This window comes from Sphingomonas sp. DG1-23, assembly GCF_030730875.1.
Classification (GTDB): domain Bacteria; phylum Pseudomonadota; class Alphaproteobacteria; order Sphingomonadales; family Sphingomonadaceae; genus Sphingomonas.
This window is the reverse complement of the sequence record NZ_JAVAMA010000009.1, coordinates 125692-142982: the sequence shown is the minus strand read 5'-3', so window position 1 is coordinate 142982 and position 17291 is coordinate 125692. Positions and strand designations below refer to the sequence as shown.

At 66.4% G+C, this 17291-nt stretch carries 14 protein-coding genes; 4 read left to right on the top strand and 10 right to left on the bottom strand.

Features of this window, described 5'->3' with window-relative positions:
* Window positions 1-3 precede the first annotated feature (3 nt).
* A complete protein-coding gene (locus Q9Q95_RS15230) occupies window positions 4-552 on the top strand; it encodes a DUF3617 domain-containing protein (protein ID WP_306097989.1) in 549 nt (182 codons plus the stop codon).
* Window positions 553-645: 93 nt separating this feature from the next.
* On the opposite strand, the gene Q9Q95_RS15225 is transcribed toward Q9Q95_RS15230, so the two are convergent.
* From Q9Q95_RS15225 to araD1, 4 genes are all read right to left on the bottom strand, one after another.
* Entirely contained in the window at window positions 646-1983 is a 1338-nt protein-coding gene (locus tag Q9Q95_RS15225; RefSeq protein ID WP_371876784.1) for a glycoside hydrolase family 27 protein, read from the bottom strand.
* Window positions 1980-4337: a glycoside hydrolase family 127 protein gene (locus Q9Q95_RS15220; RefSeq protein WP_306097988.1), complete on the bottom strand. Its 2358-nt coding sequence runs from the start codon at window positions 4335-4337 to the stop codon at window positions 1980-1982. The genes Q9Q95_RS15225 and Q9Q95_RS15220 overlap by 4 nt, the downstream gene beginning before the upstream one ends.
* Before the next feature lie 161 nt (window positions 4338-4498).
* Window positions 4499-6040, bottom strand: coding sequence for an alpha-N-arabinofuranosidase (locus Q9Q95_RS15215; protein ID WP_306097987.1), 1542 nt, complete (start codon window positions 6038-6040; stop codon window positions 4499-4501).
* Window positions 6041-6113: 73 nt separating this feature from the next.
* A complete protein-coding gene (gene araD1, locus Q9Q95_RS15210; protein ID WP_306097986.1) occupies window positions 6114-7100 on the bottom strand; it encodes an AraD1 family protein in 987 nt (328 codons plus the stop codon).
* 402 nt (window positions 7101-7502) lie between these two features.
* On the opposite strand from araD1, the gene Q9Q95_RS15205 reads away from it, so the two are divergent.
* Both Q9Q95_RS15205 and Q9Q95_RS15200 read left to right on the top strand, forming a co-directional pair.
* Window positions 7503-8597 carry an arabinan endo-1,5-alpha-L-arabinosidase gene (locus tag Q9Q95_RS15205; protein ID WP_306097985.1) on the top strand — a complete coding sequence of 365 codons (1095 nt, stop codon included), beginning with the start codon at window positions 7503-7505 and terminating at the stop codon, window positions 8595-8597.
* Between the two features lie 30 nt (window positions 8598-8627).
* Window positions 8628-9941, top strand: a complete 1314-nt coding sequence (locus Q9Q95_RS15200) for a sugar MFS transporter (RefSeq protein ID WP_306097984.1) — start codon at window positions 8628-8630, stop codon at window positions 9939-9941.
* Window positions 9942-10086: 145 nt separating this feature from the next.
* Here the strand turns inward: Q9Q95_RS15200 and Q9Q95_RS15195 are convergent, their stop codons facing one another.
* Genes Q9Q95_RS15195 through Q9Q95_RS15170 form a run of 6 tightly spaced genes read right to left on the bottom strand, consistent with a single transcriptional unit; the run spans window position 10087 to window position 16514 of the window.
* Complete coding sequence (locus tag Q9Q95_RS15195) at window positions 10087-10875, bottom strand: FadR/GntR family transcriptional regulator (RefSeq protein ID WP_306097983.1); 789 nt, start codon at window positions 10873-10875, stop codon at window positions 10087-10089.
* A 44-nt stretch (window positions 10876-10919) separates the two neighbouring features.
* On the bottom strand, window positions 10920-12428 hold the full coding sequence (locus tag Q9Q95_RS15190; protein WP_306097982.1) for an alpha-N-arabinofuranosidase: 1509 nt from the start codon (window positions 12426-12428) through the stop codon (window positions 10920-10922).
* A 12-nt stretch (window positions 12429-12440) separates the two neighbouring features.
* Window positions 12441-13745 carry an ABC transporter substrate-binding protein gene (locus tag Q9Q95_RS15185; protein ID WP_306097981.1) on the bottom strand — a complete coding sequence of 435 codons (1305 nt, stop codon included), beginning with the start codon at window positions 13743-13745 and terminating at the stop codon, window positions 12441-12443.
* Window positions 13742-14557: a carbohydrate ABC transporter permease gene (locus Q9Q95_RS15180; RefSeq protein WP_306097980.1), complete on the bottom strand. Its 816-nt coding sequence runs from the start codon at window positions 14555-14557 to the stop codon at window positions 13742-13744. The genes Q9Q95_RS15185 and Q9Q95_RS15180 overlap by 4 nt, the downstream gene beginning before the upstream one ends.
* On the bottom strand, window positions 14554-15432 hold the full coding sequence (locus Q9Q95_RS15175) for a carbohydrate ABC transporter permease (protein ID WP_306097979.1): 879 nt from the start codon (window positions 15430-15432) through the stop codon (window positions 14554-14556). Before Q9Q95_RS15175 ends, Q9Q95_RS15180 begins: the two co-directional genes overlap by 4 nt.
* Window positions 15432-16514, bottom strand: coding sequence for an ABC transporter ATP-binding protein (locus Q9Q95_RS15170; protein WP_306098066.1), 1083 nt, complete (start codon window positions 16512-16514; stop codon window positions 15432-15434). Before Q9Q95_RS15170 ends, Q9Q95_RS15175 begins: the two co-directional genes overlap by 1 nt.
* A gap of 135 nt (window positions 16515-16649) precedes the next feature.
* On the opposite strand from Q9Q95_RS15170, the gene Q9Q95_RS15165 reads away from it, so the two are divergent.
* A complete protein-coding gene (locus Q9Q95_RS15165; RefSeq protein ID WP_306097978.1) occupies window positions 16650-17264 on the top strand; it encodes an invasion associated locus B family protein in 615 nt (204 codons plus the stop codon).
* The last annotated feature ends 27 nt before the right edge of the window (window positions 17265-17291 follow it).

The window sequence follows — 17291 nt, the reverse complement described above, 5'->3', positions numbered from 1 at the left end:
TCGATGAACAAGCTGCTGCTGCTCGCGCCTTTGGCGCTGTCCGCGTGCAATTCGGGCCCCTCGGTCGAGGCGACCAACGCCAGCGCCAAGGAAGTCGCGGAGAAAGTGGCGGCAAGCGGCGCCGCGCCGTCGCTGTCGCCCGGACGCTGGGAAGGCACCGCGACGATCACCAATATGGAGATCCCCGGCATGCCCGCCGAGGCGGCGGCCAGGATGAAGGGCGCGATGGGCACCGGCCACAGCTTCTCCAATTGCCTGACTCCCGAACAGGCCAAGAAGCCCGCGGCGGACTTCTTCTCGGGCGACAACAAGGATTGCCGCTACGATCATTTCAGCATGGCCAATGGCCGGCTCGACGCGAAGATGCAGTGCAAGAGCGGCGGCATGACCGTCGACGCGACGATGACCGGCAAATTCGCCAGCGACAATTATCAGATGACGATGACCACCAGGAGCGCAGGCGCGGCCGGCCAGCCGATGACCGCGCACACCATGACGCTCAAGATGGACGCCCGCCGCACCGGCGAATGCACGGGCAAGGAAACCAGCTGAACCCCTGATCGTCATCCCGGCGAAGGCCGGGATCTCGATCGGCTCCACCCCGCGATTGCCTGAGGTCCCGGCTTTCGCCGGGATGACGGCGTATCAGCCGATCCGATAGAGCCCCGAGCCGTGCGGCGGCAGGGTCACGGCGAAGCGGGTCGCCGCTTCATCAAGGTCCCTGCCCGCCCACAAGTCACGCACCTTGGCGCTGCCCGAAATGCCCAGCGCCGACAGATCGGCGGCGACCTCCTCCGCAGTCTCGCCGATATTGAACAAGGCGAGGTAGCGCGCCCGCGAGCGGGTGTCGCGCGAGCTCCAGCCGACATGGTCGCCGGTGCGGAAGAGCTGCGACGCCGCGGTGCCGTGCTGATTGACGGCGAGGACTTCGTCGTTGGTCAGCAGCGCCAGCGTCTGGGCGTCGAGCGCACGCAGATCGCCGCCCATGATCAGCGGCGAACGCGCGATCGACCAGAGCGACATCATCGTGCGCTGCTCGTCGGGCGTGAAGCGGGTCCGGCGCTTGCCCAGAGCGAGCAGCCCGAGCGGCAGCATGTCGGCATCGGGCCACGCGCCCGGACGCTTGTTGAGATGCGGCGCCCAGTCGGCGAGCCGCTTGAACTGCGACAGCAGCAGCGGCCATTCGTCCCAGAAATCGTCGCTGATCCGCCAGAGATTGGCGTGGCTGGCGACGTGGTCCGCGGCGCTGAGCGGGGTCTCCCCGGGCGAGATGCTCAGCACCATGGGCCGCCCTGACCGGTCGATCGCGCGGCGCACCGCCTCGATCTCGGGCTGGTTGCGATGATAAGGTCGCGCGATGTCGTCGACCTTGACGAAATCGACGCCCCAAGACGCGATCAGCGCGAAGACGCTGTCATAATAAGCCTGCGCGCCGGGCCTGGTCATGTCGACGCCGTACATGTCCGAGTTCCACGGGCAGACATTGACCCGGTCGGCGATGTCGCCGCAGCCAAATCGGGTGCCGAGGATCGGCAGATTGCGATCGGCCGCCAGCCGCGGAACCCCGCGCATCAGATGAATGCCGAATTTGAGGCCGAGGCTATGGACATGGTCTGCAAGCGGTCTGAAGCCCCTGCCCCCCGCGGCCGAGGGAAAGCGGTTGGGTGCGGGGAGCAGCCGCCCGTTGGCGTCCAGCGCCAGCTCGACCCCGACGCGATATTCGAAGCCGGTCGCACCCGGCTCGTACCATTGGATGTCGACGGTGAAGACGTCATAGCCGTGCGGCAGCAGCTTCGCCGCCATCACCGCGGCATTGGCGCGCGCCTGTGCCTCGTCGATCGTCGCGGCGAAGCTGTCCCAGCTGTTCCAGCCCATCGGCGGGCGCGGCGTGAGGTCGCGGAAATTGCGCCGGCCGCGTGCCTGCGCGGCGATCGGCGTCGCGGCGAGCATCCCCAGCGCGTGACGACGGCTCAAACGCATCATTGCGCCTCCAGGATACGGGCTTCGTAGACGAACGCGTCGGTGCCCTTCGTCTCGAAGCGCACGACCACCTTGTCCTTGCCGCGGGTGAGCGCTTCGGGGATCGGATAATCCACGCTGACGAAGCGCTTCTCGGGCGGCACCGCGCGGCGCTCGTTGGCGATGCGCGTCCCTTCGACCGAAATGTCGAAATTCTTGTTCACTTCCTCGCCCCAATACAGCGCGGCGAGCAGCATCGGGCCGGGGCGCACGGCAAGCGTGAATTCCATATAATTGCCCATGCCCCATGGTAGCTGGCGCGCGCTCCGCCCGCCCCAGGAGAATAGATCGCCGTGGTTCGAACGATAGTCGTGATCGCGTTCGGGCTGCATCTCGCCGAGGTGGAGGATATCGACGGTGCGCGCGTCGAGCGCCGCCTTGTCGCGCTGCGCGACGCCGTAGGCAGCCTCCTCGGTCTTCCATTGCGCCTCGGTGAAGCGCGGGAAATAGACCGCGGTGCGGCGGTCATATTGGCGGAAGAAGGGCACCAGAGTCAGCGCCTCGGGCCGTGCGTCGGCGAGGCGGAAGCGGTGTTCGGCCGCGGCTATCGGCACAACGGCCGCGGCGGGATCCGCGCCGACCAAAACCGGCGCCGGTCCTTCGAACGGCGCGGCGGCGGGTCCGAGATCGGCGGCGAGGACGAGCGGGCCGCTCAGATACGCGACCATGCGCGGATCGTCGGGCGTCGGCTCGGTGCGGACGCGCATCGGCAGCGTCAGCTCGATCCTGTCCCCTGCCCGCCAGCGTCGCTCGAGCCGGGCATAGCCGGCAGCGCGATCGATCGGCTCGGGCTTGCCGTTGAGCGTCAGCGCCGGTGCCTCGCACCAGCCGGGCAGGCGCAAAGCGATGGCCGTCGCGGTGCGCGGCGCCTTCGTCACCCGGAGCGTCACCTGCTCGCTGAACGGATAGCCGGTTTCGAGCGCGACCTGCAGCCCCCGCGCCTTCCATTCGGCCGTGGAGGGAATGAACAGATTGACGAACAACGCGGCGTCGTCGTGCCAATAGATGCTCTCGCCATGCTTGGCATGGGTCTCCATCCCAGATCCGACGCAGCACCAGAAACTGTCTTCGGGGGTCGAATAGGTCCGCCGCGCGCCGGCGCTGAGCGGCATGAAATAGACGAACATGCCTGTTTCGGGATGCTGGTGCGCGAGCAGATGGTTGAGATGGATGCGCTCGTAGGTGTCGAACAGCGCCGCGTCGGGCTGCCAGCCATAGAGATGCCGGGCCAGCTTGAGCATGTTGTAGCTGTTGCAGGCCTCGCAGGTGCGCTCGGTGATCCGCGTCGAGATCAGATCGGGCGGGCCGAAATGCTCGCGCTCGCTATTGCCGCCGATGACATAGCTGTGATGCGCAGTGACGGTCTGGTGGAAGAAGCGCGCCGCGTCGGCGTGGCGTTGCTCGCCGGTCAGTTCGTAGAGCCGGGCGAGGCCGATCAATTTGGGGATCTGGGTATTGGCGTGGAGCCCGGGAAGGTCGTCCTTGCCCGCCGCGAGCGGGCTGAGCACCTTCTGGTGATAGATGCGCTCGGCGAGCCGGCGCCAGCGCGGGTTGCCGGTCAGCGCATAGGTCTCGGCATAGCTGTCGTTCAGTCCGCCATGCTCGGCGGCGAGCAGCTTCTGCATCTGCGCATCGTCGAGCCCTTCGAGGATCGTCGCGAGATAGCCGGCCATGCCGAGCATCACCGGCATCGCCGCGTCGACATTGCCGAACCGCACCGCGTCGATCAGCCCGGCATGGACCTTGTGCCACGTATAAAGCGGCACCCAGCCGCCATTGATGTCGAAGCCGCCGGTGCGGATCTCGCCCCTGCGGATCTCCTCGAAGACGATCTTGCCGTCGACTTGTCTGTCGTCGCGCTCGACCCTGGTGCCGCCGACATAGCCGTCACCGTGCGCGGCCTGGATGCGCGCCAGCTCGGCAACGGTGCCGCGCAGACGCTCGCGGACCGCCGCATCGCCGGTCTGGGCCAGGAGCAGCGACAGGGCAGAGAGGTAATGGCCGAGCGAGTGCCCGGCGATCCCGCGCGCTTCCCAACCGCCATAGGTCTCGCTTTTGGTCGGCAGGCCGGCGCTCGCGTAGAAATTGTGGAGCAGCCGCTCGGCCGAGAGCGACAGGAGGTAGCGGCGGTTGGTCGCGACCGCATCGAGAAAGAGCGAGGGCGTCAGCCGCACCGCATCGAGCGGCAGCGGCCGGGCCTTGATCGGCCTTTCCTCGATCCGAACCCGCGCGAAGGCCGGGCCGGCGAGCGCCAATATGCTCGCGGAGAGCAGGAAGGCGCGCCGCGTCGTCGTCAGGAAGTGATGGTCAGAGCTCATATCGCCGATCTTCATTCCTCCCTCGCGGAGCGGGGGAGGTGGCGCCGAAGGCGGCGGAGGGGGCGTCTCCGCAAAGCCATAGCTCGCGGTGAGGCCTCCTCCCCCACTGCGTGGTCCCCCTCCCCCGCTTCGCGAGGGAGGAATTGGGACGCCGCAGCACTTCAGTCGACCGCGACCACGACGACCGACTTGGCCGGCAGATCGAAGCTGAGCTTACCGCCCACGCTGCGCGCCGAATAAGCGGCGGGCATGATCGTGTTCGGCTTGTCGAACGTGTTGTGCGTGTCGATCGCCGGACCGGTCAGGATGCGCCCGCGCGCCGTGCCGCCGAGATTGGTCGTCACCCGCGCCGGCTTGTTCGGATCGGTATTGGTCAGCGACAGATAGAGCTTGCCGTCGGTCCCGCGCGCCGCGGAGACATCGACCATCGGCACCTTGAACCCGGCCCGCTCGTAGCTCGGCCCCTTGACGTCCGCCGCATAGGGCGTGGCGCCCTGGAACGGCACGTACATGTCGAAGACGTGATAGGTCGGGGTCAGCACCATCCGGCCCTTGTCGGTCAGGATCATCGCCTGCAGCACGTTCACCATCTGCGCGATATTGGCCATCTTCACCCGGTCGGTATGCCGGTGGAAGATGTTGAGCGTCAGCGCCGCGACTTCGGCGTCGCGCAGGCTGTTCTGCTGGTAGAGGAAGCCCGGTACCGAGCCCGATTCCTGATCGTACCACGTGCCCCATTCGTCGACATAGAGCGCGACCCTTTTCTCGGGATCGTGCTTGTCCATCATCTCGACATGCTTGGTGATCAGTTCGTCCATGAAGATCGCGCGGCCGAGCGTCGAGGCCCATTCGTCCTCGCCGAAGCCAGTCGCGGCGCCCTTCTTGTCCCATTTGCCGGTCGGCAGCGTGTAGTAATGGACGCTGAGCGCGTTCATCCGGTCGCGCGCCTGACGCATCATCACGTCGGTAAAATTATAGTCACTGGCATTGGCGCCGCTCGCGACCTTGACGATCTTCGGCGTGCCGGCGGGTGCGTTGACGAACTCGGCATAGCGGCGGTGGAGGTCCGCCGAATATTCGGGGCGCATGCTGCCGCCGCAGCCCCAGGTCTCGTTGCCCACGCCGAAATATTTGACCGTCCACGGCCTCTCGCGGCCGTTCGCCTTGCGCTGCTCGGCGAGCGTACCCTTTTCGGCGGTCATGTACTCGACCCACTGGCTCATGTCGCGCGGACCCATCGAGCCCATATTTCCCGCGACATAGGCGTCGGTGCCGAGCATCTCGGAATAGTTCATGAACTCGTGCGTGCCGAACTGGTTGTCCTCGGTCACGCCGCCCCAGTGACGGTTGATCCGCACCGGGCGTTTGGCCTTGGGGCCGATGCCGTCGCGCCAGTCATATTCGTCGGCGAAGCAGCCGCCGGGCCAGCGCACCACCGGCACCTTGATGTGCTTGAGCGCGGCGAGCACGTCGTTGCGATAGCCATTGGTATTGGGGATCTTCGAATCCGGGCCGACCCAGACGCCCTCATAGATGCCGCGGCCGAGATGCTCGGCGAACTGGCCGTAGATGCCGGGCTCGATCTTCGGCCCGGCCTTGCCGGTGTCGACCGTCACGGTGACGTTGACCGGCGCCTGCGCGAAGGCGGGCGCCGCCATCAAAGTCGCCGCGACGGGCAACAGCCCCAGTTTCCAATGCTTCATGCAACTCTCCCTTTTGGTCGGCGCCCACTTCCGGGCATCCATTTGTCTTATCAACTGTGAGTCGGAACCCGACTCAAAGCGGAATCACGCGCGCATCGCCGCCGGGGACGGTGGCCAGCGGATTGCGCAGCGGCAGCGTGAACGGCGCCGCCGAAACTTCGAAGACATCGCCCTCCTCGGTCCGCACGCCATCGGCGAACGACAGGGTCGCGGTGCCGAAGAAATGGACGTGGAGGTCGCCGGGGCGACGGAAAAGTCCATATTTGAAATGATGATGCTCGAGATTGCTGATGGCGTGCGACATGTTCGCCTCGCCCGAGAGGAACGGCTTTTCCCAGATCGTCTCGCCGTTGCGGACGATCTTGCTGGTGCCGCGGACATCGGCCGGCAATTCGCCGACGAGCAATTCGGCACCGAGCGAGGCATGGCGCAGCTTCGAGTGCGCGAGCCACAGATAATTGCCGCGCTCGGTGATATGGTCCGAGAATTCATTGCCGAGCGCGAAACCGAGCCGGCGCGGACGGCCTGCGTCGTCGATGATATAGATGCCGGCGATCTCGGGCTCCTCGCTGCCATCGAGCGCGAAATCGGGCGAAGGCAGGGGTTCGCCGGGGCCGACCAGCGACGAGCCGTCGCCCTTGTAGAACCATTCGGGCTGGACGCCGGGAATGCCATCGGCCGGCTTGCCGCCCTCAAGCCCCATGTTGAACATCCGCATCGAATCGGTGAGCGTGCCGCCCGCCGCGGCCTTGTGCATCTGGTCGCGCCCCTCGGCCGAGCCGAGATGGGTGAGCCCGGTGCCGGTGACGTAGCAATGCGCGGCATCGGGATGGTCGATCGGGGCGAGAAGCCGGCCCTCGACCTCCGCCGCGGCGAGATCGACGCCCTCGCCGACCCGCGCCCGCGCCGCCGCTTCGAGCGAGACGTTCTCGCGGATCGCAGCGAGCGCGAGTTCATAGGTGCTGGCGATGCCGTTCAGCCGCACCAGGCTTTCTTCGAGGAACGCCGCAACGCCCCGCTCGCCGGCCGAATCGCGAAACTGCACGAGCCTGAACGCCATAATCTGTGGATCCTCTTCCGATTCGAATAATAGTCAGACTTATATGCGCCCTGCGGCGGGATCAATCCGTTCCTCGCCCGGGCTAGCCCCTCGGCAGGCAGCGTCAAGTGCGGCGGAAAAGCCACGATTTGTGCGCAACTTGCCGGAAAGCCGAAGCATCCGCGCACAAAGCGCTTGCACGAATTTGCGACGTTCGTATTTTTGTCTGACTATTCGAGCTGTGTTTCTTCAGAACGGGCCGACCCGTCGGGAAGCATGACAGGAGAGGGGAAAAGCAATGGCTCTGAAGCGCAGGATGCTCTGTTCGGCGTCGTTCGTTGCATTGCGTTCGGGACACCGGTTGCCGCCCTGCCAGGATTCGTTCGGCGGCTTTGCGGCCACCCCCACGCGACACCCGCCAATATGACCGCACCTTTGGTGTGGGCGTGCGCTTCCGTTTCTGAAGCGCGAGAGGCAGGAAGGAACCAAACGATCGTCGCAGGGAAACGCCCGATATCGCGGATTATAGGCCTCCTGCTCCCGGCGCTTCTTGCCGGGGCATCGAGCGCGCCGGCGCAGACCAGTCGGTCTACGCCGCCTTCGCTCGCGCCTCTCTCCGGTGATATCGCGCCGGTCCACGATCCCGCGATCCTCCGGCAGGGCAACACCTGGTATCTGTTCACCACCAGTCAGGCGCGCGACGGCAAGGGCCTGATCCATATCCGCACCTCGAAGGATCTCGCCAGCTGGACGCGTGCCGCGCCGGTCTTCGCCGAGATGCCGGCCTGGGTGAAGGACGCAGTGCCCGGCGCTGCGGGGATCTGGGCGCCGGACGTCCAGTTCCTCGGCGGAGAATATCGCGTTTATTATTCGGTCTCGACCTTCGGCAAGAACCGCTCGGCGATCGGGCTGGTGACCACGCCTTCGCTCGAGAAGCCGGTGTGGACCGACAAGGGCCTCGTGCTCCGATCGGACGCGAGCGACGATTTCAATGCGATCGACCCGAATGCCTTCGCGGATGCCGAGGGGCGCCAATGGCTGGCGTTCGGCAGCTTCTGGTCGGGGCTCAAGATGGTCCGGCTCGATCCGAAGACCGGACTGCGCTCGGCCGCGGACGCCAAGGTCCGTGCGATCGCCCGCCGGCCCAGCCCGGGCGCGATCGAGGCGCCGTTCGTGATCCGCCGCGGCGGTTATTATTATCTGTTCGCGTCGTTCGACTTTTGCTGCCGCCGGTCGGAAAGCACCTATTACACCGTAGTGGGCCGCGCGAAGGATCCGAAGGGTCCCTATCTCGATCGCGAGGGCAAGCGCATGCTGCAGGGCGGCGGCCTGCGCGTCCTCCACGCCGATCTCGATGCCGCCAGGCGCTTCGTAGGGCCGGGACACGTCGCAATCCTGCGCGAGCCCAAGCGGGATTACATCGTATACCATGCTTATGATACGCAAGCGCGCGGCGTGCCGACGCTCCGCATCCAGCCGCTTGGCTGGACGGACGACGGCTGGCCGGTCGCACTCTAGAAAACGTCCCCCCAGGAGAAGAACAAACCCATGCCAGCCGTACCCGTTCAACCCCGTGCCGGTGCCTCGTCGGGCACGGGCGCACCCTATGGGGCCGCATTGTCGATGCTGGCCACGCTCTTCTTCATGTGGGGGTTCATCACCGTCATCAACGGCACGCTGCTGCCGCATCTGCGCAGCGTCATGGTGCTCAGCTACAGCCAGACCACGCTGATCGAGAGCGTCTGGTTCATCGCCTATTTCGTCGCTTCGGTCCCCTCGGCGAAGATCATCGAGCGGATCGGCTACAAGAAATCGATGGTCACCGGCCTGATCGTGATGGCGGTGGGCGCATTGATCATGATCCCGGCATCGATGCTGCTCTCCTACGGCGTCGTGCTCACCGCGATGTTCGTGATCGCGTCGGGCATCGCTCTGCTTCAGGTCGCCGCCAACCCCTATGTCGCGGTGATCGGCCCGTCCGAGAGCGCGTCGTCGCGGCTGAACCTCGTTCAGGCGTTCAACTCGATGGGCACCACCCTCGCCCCCCTGTTCGGCGCCTATCTGATCCTTGGCCGCAGCGTCTCGGGCACCACCGAAGGCGGCGCCGCGGCGCTGACGCTCGAGCAACGCCTTGCCGACGCGCAGACGGTGCAGCTTCCCTATCTGATCGTCGCGGGCGTCCTGCTCGTCCTCGCGATCGTGATCGCCCGCTTCAAGCTTCCGGCGATGGGCGCCGCGGTCTCGCGCCACTCGCGCGAGGCCCGCAAGAACCACTCGCTGTGGCAGCACCGCAACCTCGTGTTCGGCGTTCCTGCGATCGCGATCTATCTGATCGCCGAGATCGGCGTCGGCAATCTGTTCGTCAACTTCGTCTCGCAGCCCGACATCGGCAACCTGACGCACGAGCAGGCCGGTCACTACCTCTTCCTGCTCTGGGGCGGGATGATGGTCGGCCGCTTCCTCGGCGCGTTCCTGATGCGCTCGGTCAAGCCGGAGACGGTTCTCGCCGTCGCCAGCGCGCTCGCATTCGTCGTGATGACGATCACCACTTTCGCGCACGGACCCGTAGCGATGTGGGCGCTGATCTCGGTCGGCCTGTTCCACTCGATCATGTTCCCGACGATCTTCACGCTCGGCATCAAGGGCCTCGGCCCGCTGACCGAAGAGGGTTCGGGGCTGCTGATCATGGCGATCGCCGGCGGCGCGCTGGTCTATTTCCAGGGCAAGTTCGCCGACGCCTATGGCCTGCAGGCATCGTTCATCATCTGCGCGATCTGCGAGCTCTATGTGCTGTTCTATGCGCTGTGGGGCTCGAAGGCCACCAACGCGCTGGAGGATGAGGTGGCGACCGCGGTGGAATAGACTGACTCCTCTCCCTGAAAGGGAGGGGCCGGGGGTCGGTGCGAGCCGGAGGCGAGCAACGAGCCGCCTGGACAAAAGAAAAGGCCGGGCATCGAACCCGGCCTTTTCTTACCTACCCGTGACCCCTCCCTTGAAGGGAGGGGATTTATCCCGCCGCCGCTTCCCGCCGCGTGCCCTTGGGCTGGCGGAGCTTGGGCCCCCGGCTGCGCGTCGTGTCGAGGAACGCCATGTCGACGAGGTGCGCCATCGCCGCGTGCGCGGCCTCGGGATCGCCCGCCGCGATCGCATCGAACACGCGCTGGTGATCGGGGACGGGATCGCGCCGGAGCGGGCTGTTGCGCTGCTTGAAGATCGTCGTCCACGCCACCGCCGCGCTGACGCTGGTGGTCAGCGAGGTGATGAACGGATTGGCCGAGGCTTCGAGCAAGGCGGCATGGAAGTCCTGATCGGCCACCCGCCCCTCTTCCACCGCCAGCGTGTGCTTCTCCATGCCCTGCAGCGCTTCGGCCATGCGCTTCAGTTGCACGTCGCTACGGCGCTCCGCCGCGAGCGCGGCAGCCTCGGGCTCGAAGATCTTTCGCAGCTCGAACAGGCTGTGCAGCAGATCGTCGTCGGGCTCGAATTCGAAGATCCATGACAGCACGTCGGGATCGAGCAGATGCCATTTCTCGCGGTCGCTGACCCGGGTGCCGGTGCGCGGGCGGCTCTCGACCAGTCCCTTGGCGGCGAGGATGCGCAGCGCCTCGCGATAGGCGGTGCGCGAGACGTGCAGCCGATCGCTCGCCGCGACTTCATTGTTGAGCACCTCGCCGGGCTTGTAGCGCCCCGAGACGATCAGGATGCCGAGATCGCGGGCGATCGTGCCGTGCAGGCGCAGCGACTTGCGCCGGGCCCGGACGTTCAGCGGCTTGGCAGTCTTGACCTTAGCAACCATCGCTCGATCCTAGCGCTGCGAAGGGGCCGGGTACAACTGGTCGATCACCCGGCCTGGGTGACGAAAACGTTCCACGAGAGCGGTTTCAGGACAGTCGTGAGAACTCCGTCGGCGAAATCGGCGCGCGGATGCGGTGCGGGGGCCACTTCGTCGGGCGCATCGGCGCTGTTGACTGCCTTCAAATCATCGTGATGCAGCTCGAACGCCTCGCTCAGCCGTCGCGCGGCGAAGCCGCGAAGTTCGACGTCCAGCGTCATCTCCTGATCGAGGCTGCGGTTGAGCGCGAACACGGTGATCGCACCGGTCTCGGGATCGTGGAGCACCGACTGGACGAGCAACGGCGCCGCGGTCTCGTCCCCCGCCGCGAAACTGCCGGTCTCGACCGAAGCGCGCAACACATTGCCGCGGCCGTGGCGCGCGGCTTGCGCGAACGGATGGAAGATCGTCTGGCGCCACGCCGGCCCGCCGGTCTGAGTCATGATCGGGCCGATCACGTTGACCAGTTGCGCAATGCAGGCCGATTTCACGCGATCGGCATGGTTGATCATCGTCAGCAGCACGCCGCCCACCACCAGCGCATCCTCGAAATTGTAGATTTCCTCGAGCAAAGCGGGCGCCTGCGGCCAGCCGACGCCGCGAAGCTGCTCGCCGGCGCGGGCCCGGTACCAGACGTTCCACTCGTCGACCGAGAGCATGATCCGCTTCGGGCTGCGGCGCTTCGCGGCGACCGCATCGGCGATCGCGGCGACTTCGACGATGAAGCGCTCGAGCCCGTCGATCGCCGTGAGGAAGCGCGCGACATCATTCTCGTGATTGGTGAAATATTGGTGGAGCGAGATGAAGTCGACCTCCTCGAAGCAATGATCGAGCACCTCATATTCCCACGCCCCATAGGTCGGCATGTCGCGCGCGGACGAGCCGCACACCGCGAGCTGGAGCCCGTCCGAGGTCCAGCGCATCACTTTGGCGGTCTCCTTGGCGACGCGGCCATATTCGTGCGCGGTCTTGGCACAGGTCTGCCACGGGCCGTCCATCTCGTTGCCGAGGCACCAGAATTTGATGTCGTGCGGCGCTTCATAGCCGTGGCTGCGGCGCAGGTCAGAATACTGCGTGCCGCCGGGATGATTGCAATATTCGAGGAAGTTCTGCGCCTCGGCCGGGCCGCGGGTGCCGAGATTGACCGCAAACATCGGCTCGAGCTCGGCCAGGCGGCACCAGTCGATGAACTCGTTGGTGCCGAACTGGTTGGTCTCGGTCGATCCCCAGGCGAGGTCGAGACGGACCGGGCGCTTGTCCCTGGGCCCGACCCCGTCCTCCCAATCATAGCCCGAGACGAAATTGCCGCCGGGATAGCGCACGATCGTCACGCCCAGCTCGCGGGTGAGATCGAGCACGTCGCGGCGGAAGCCGTTTTCGTCGGCGGTCGCATGGCCGGGTTCGTAGATCCCGCCATATACGCAGCGCCCGAGATGTTCGACGAAAGTGCCGAACACCCGCCGATCGAGCGGGGCGATGACGAAGGCGGGATCGGCGATTATGCGGGACGTGAGCATATCGGCTCCGGTTCAGAGGTTTTCGAGCACGGCGTTCACGCGGCGCTCCATATCGGAAAGAGTCCGGTCGATCGGCTTGGCGCCCGCGATCGCGGCGGCCGCCTCGGTGCCGACGATCGTCTCGATCGGGAACTGGCGGCGGACCTCCTTGGGGAGCGGCTGCGCGGTGTTGGCGAGAATCGCGAGATTGTCGCGATGCGGCAGCGCGCGCCATTCCGCGCTCTGGATGATCGCCTGAAACGCCGGCAGATGGCCGGTGCGCGCCCAATGCTTCGCATGGCCGGCGAAAAATTCGAGGAAACGCACCGCGGCCGCGCGCGTCCCCGGGCTGCGGCGACTGTTGCGCGGCATCACCCAATTGTGCCCGTCGGCGAAGGTCGCCTCGCGCTGGAACAGCTTCGGATACGGCATCACCGTATAGCCGCCATTGGCGAGCGCGCCGCTGGACTTGCGCGATTCCATGTCGAACGTCCCGACCATCCAGGTGCCGACGAGGAACACGCCGCCGTCGCCATTGAGGAAGCCGGCGACTGCGGCGCTGTAATCCTGGTTCTTGGTGGTGAAGTCGCGGTCGTAGATCGTCTTGAACAGCTGTAGGGCATTGCGTGCCGCGGGCGTCCGGAAATTGGCCCGGCCGTCCCGGAACAGCGCGCCGTTCTGCTGCATCACGAAGGTGTAGAAGTTGCGGGTGAAGCCGGCATATTCGTTGGCGGCGCCCTGAACGAGATAGGGCTTGCCGGTGCGCGCGCGGAACTGCGCGGCCTGCGCGAACAGCTCCTCGGGCGAATGCGGCAGGATCGGCTTGCCGCCGCGCACCAGCCCTGCCTTGCGGAACAGGTTCATGTTGATGTGCCACAGCGGCGCCCAGGTATCGATCGGCAGGCCCCATGTCCGGTCCTGGACGGTCACCGCCGCGCGCGCGGCGCTGGTGAAGCGTGCCGGCGGGGCGCCGATCGCAGCAAGATCCGCGTCGAGCGGTTCGAGCAGATTGCGCGCCTGATAGTCCGGGATCACCGATCCATGCATCGTCACCAGATCGGGCGCGTCATTGGCGGCGAGCTGGGCAGTGAGCTGGTCGTAGCCGGGCCAGAACACGACGTTCTCGACCACCTCGACATCGGGGTTCTCGGCCTCGAAGCGATTGATCATTGCGGTCATGATGCCGCACTCGCCCTCGGCCGCGGCGATATCGATGCTGCGACCATATTGCGCCTCGCACGCGCCGAAGAAGCGCTGGATCACCAGCCGGGTCTTGTCCGGCTTCGCATCCGAGCAGCCGGCGAGCAACGCCAGCGGCAATAGCCAGAGCGCCCTCACCTTCCCGCCGCCCCGGCCACTGCCTGAACGATGTATTTCTGGAAGAACAGATAGACGATCAGCATCGGCGCCCCGGCGAACACCGCCTGCGCCATCAGGAAGCCGAGCCCTTCGGTCTGGGCGAAGTTCATCTGGGTCGAGGCGATGCCGACGGTCAGCGTGAACATCTCCTTGTTGGTCGCCGAGATCAGCGGCCACCAATAATCGTTCCACGCATGGAGGAAGGTGAAGATGCCCAAGGTTGCCTGCGCCGGCACGGTGAGCGGCAGCAGCAGCTTCCAGAAGATCGTGAAGCGCGACGCGCCGTCGAGCAAGGCGGCCTCATCGATGTCCCTGGGGATCGCGCGGAAATATTGCGTCATCAGGAACACCCCGAAGGGCGCCGAGAGGCCGGGAAGGATCAAAGCCGGATAGCTATTGTGCATGCCGAGCCAGCTGAACATCTGGTGCCGGGCGATGATCACCGCCTGCTCCGGCACCGCCAGCCCGAGCAGCACAACGACGAACAGAAGGTTGCGCCCCGGAAATTCGAGCCGGGCGAAGCCGTAACCAGCCAGCGAAGCCAGCACCAGCACGCCCGCGGTCATCCCCAGCGAGACGATCAGGCTGTTGAGGATCCAGCGGAACACCGCGCCATTGCCGAACAGGTTCCGATAATTCTCGAGCGTGTAGCGGCCGTTGAACACCGAAGCGGTATCGGTCATCAGCTCGGCATTGGCCTTGAGCGACAGCGCCAGCACCCACAGCAAGGGCACGAGCATCAGCATTGCGGCGAGGACGACGAACGCGACGGCGAGGCGGCTGCGGGTCATGCCGCCTCCCGCCGCGACGAGATGCGGTACTGGAGCATCGCCGCGATCAGGATCATTGCGAACAGCACCTGCGCGGCGGCCGCGGCATAGCCTAATTCCCATTGCCGCCAGCCGGTCTCGTAGATGAACAATACGATCGGCCGGGTGGCATTGTTGGGGCCGCCGAGCGTCATCAGCTGGGGCTGGCCGAACAATTGAAACTGCAGGATCACTTCGATGATGATCACGAGGAAGAAGGTCCGCCGGATCGCCGGCAGGGTGATGCGGACGAGCGTCGTCCAGCGCGAGGCATTGTCGAGCGCCGCGGCTTCGTAGAGGTCGCGCGGCACTTGCTGGAGCGCGGCGAGGAACAGCACCATCGGCAGCCCGATGCACCACCAGATCGTGGTGATCGCGAGCGCCGGCATCGCGAGCTTCTCGTCGTTGAGGAAAGCGATCGGGGTTCCGCCCAGCGCCTCGGCGGTCACGCCGAGCAGCCCGCCATCGGGCAGGAACACCAGCCGCCACACCAGCGTGACGACGGTGACCGAAAACACGGTCGAGGCGAAGAAGACCGTCCGCAGCACCGCCGCCCAGCGCTCCTGCCGGTTGAGCACCAGCGCCAGCCCGAGCCCGGCGAAGGTCAGGATCGGCACCGTCAGCAATGCGAAGGTGAAAGTGTTGCCGACCGTCTGGAGGAAGATCGCATCGCCGAGCAAGCGGGCGAAATTGGCGAGGCCGACCCAGCGCTCGGTGCCGAACAGGTCGCTCTTGGTGGTCGACAGCCACATCCCCATCGCCAGCGGAATCACCAGCATCACGACGAAGACCAGCAGATAGGGCGCGACGAACAGTGCGTTGCGCCACTCCCCCTGCGCGCGCATGGCGGCTGCCATCAACGCGCCTCCCGATGATGGCCTAGCCCGGCGGCGTCGAAGAGGTGCGCGGCGGCGGCGTCGATCGTCAGCCCGATACGGTCCCCGGCACGCACCGAGGAAACCCCGGCATCCTCCGCCACCAGCCGTTCGCCGTCGCCGAGCAGCACATGCACCAGCGTGCGCTCGCCGAGCCGCTCGACGATCTCGGCGGTGCCGTGGGTCGTGGCGGCGTCGCCCGACGTCACGCACACCGTCTCGGCGCGCAGGCCCAATGTCATCGACCCTTGTGGAAGCCCGGCCATGGAGATCGCGGTGTCGATGACGGTACCGTCGCCCAGCCGCGCCCTCGCGGTACCCGAGGGGCCGGCTTCGACGCTCACCGGCAGCAGATTGATCCGCGGCGCCCCGACAAAGGTCGCGACGAATTGGGTGCGCGGGCGGAGATAGATCTCCATCGGCGTTCCGACCTGCTCGATCCCGCCGGCATTGAGCACGACGATCCGGTCGGCCAAGGTCATCGCCTCGACCTGGTCATGGGTGACGAAGATCATCGTCGTGCCGAGCCGCCGGTGGAGCTGGGCCAGCTCGAGCCGGGTGCGGACGCGGAGCGCCGCGTCGAGATTGGAGAGCGGCTCGTCGAGCAGAAACAACTCGGGCTGCTTGACGATGGCGCGGGCGATCGCGACGCGCTGGCGCTGCCCGCCGGAAAGCTGGCCGGGTTTTCGCTCGAGCAAAGCCTCGATCTCGAGGCTCGCCGCGGCGGCCGCGATCCGCGCGGCGATCTCGTCGGCAGGCACCCGCAGATTGCGCAGACCGAACGCCATGTTCTCGCGCACGCTGAGATGCGGATAAAGCGCGTAATGCTGGAATACCATCGCCACGCCGCGCGCGCCCGGCGGCAGCGTATCGACGCGCCGATCGCCGATATGGATCCTGCCGCTGTCGACGCTCTCCAGCCCCGCGATCATCCGCAGCAAGGTGGATTTGCCGCAGCCCGACGGCCCGAGAAACACCACGAACTCGCCCGCCGGAATGTCCAGCGACAGCCGCTCGATCACGGTGACGGCACCATATGCCTTGCCGACCTCGGCCAGCTGCACACCCGCCAAGCATTCTCTCCCTGATTAATTGTCTGATGATTGTGGGAAAGCGATGCCGTGTCAACGATGTTGATCGCAGTTGGGCGTTGACCGTCGATGTGCGGTGACTAGGCTGCCCGCAAAGGGGAGAATGCAATGCACCAGATCGTCGTCATGCTCGCAGCGAGCGCCAGCTGGACAGGGATGCCGGCCGGACAGGCCGCGCCGGCCCAGACCGCGCCTGTGTCCGCCGCCCCGGCGCCTGCGCAGCCGGCCGGCCCGGCATGGCAATTGGTCTGCGCGCCCGCCCCTGCCGCCAGCCCGACGCCTTCGCCCGCGCCTGCGCCCGCCGCGAACCAGCCGTGCAGCCTCGTGCAGAACCTGCTGGCGGGCGAGCAGAAGCAGCGGTTGCTGACGGTGATCGTCCAGCGCACCCCGCAGGCCGGGCACAACATGACCGTCGCGCTGCCGCACGGCGTGCTGTTCCCCGCCGGCGTCAGCCTCCAGGTCGACGAGGCGCCGGAGAAGCCGCTCGCGGTGCAGACCAGCGACCAGAACGGCGCCTATACCGGCACCGCGGTCGATGCGGCGCTGCTGACCGCGCTGCGCGGCGGCAAGACGCTCAAGATCGGCTTCACCGCCGGCAACGGCCAGCGGATCATCGTGCCGGTGACGCTCAGGGACTTCCCCGCGGGCCTCGTCGCACTCGACAAGAGCCCCCTGCCCGTCGCGCCCAAACCGGCCGCGCCGGCGCCGGCAAAACCGAAATGAGCCGGGGCCGGCTGCTCCCCGGCGAAG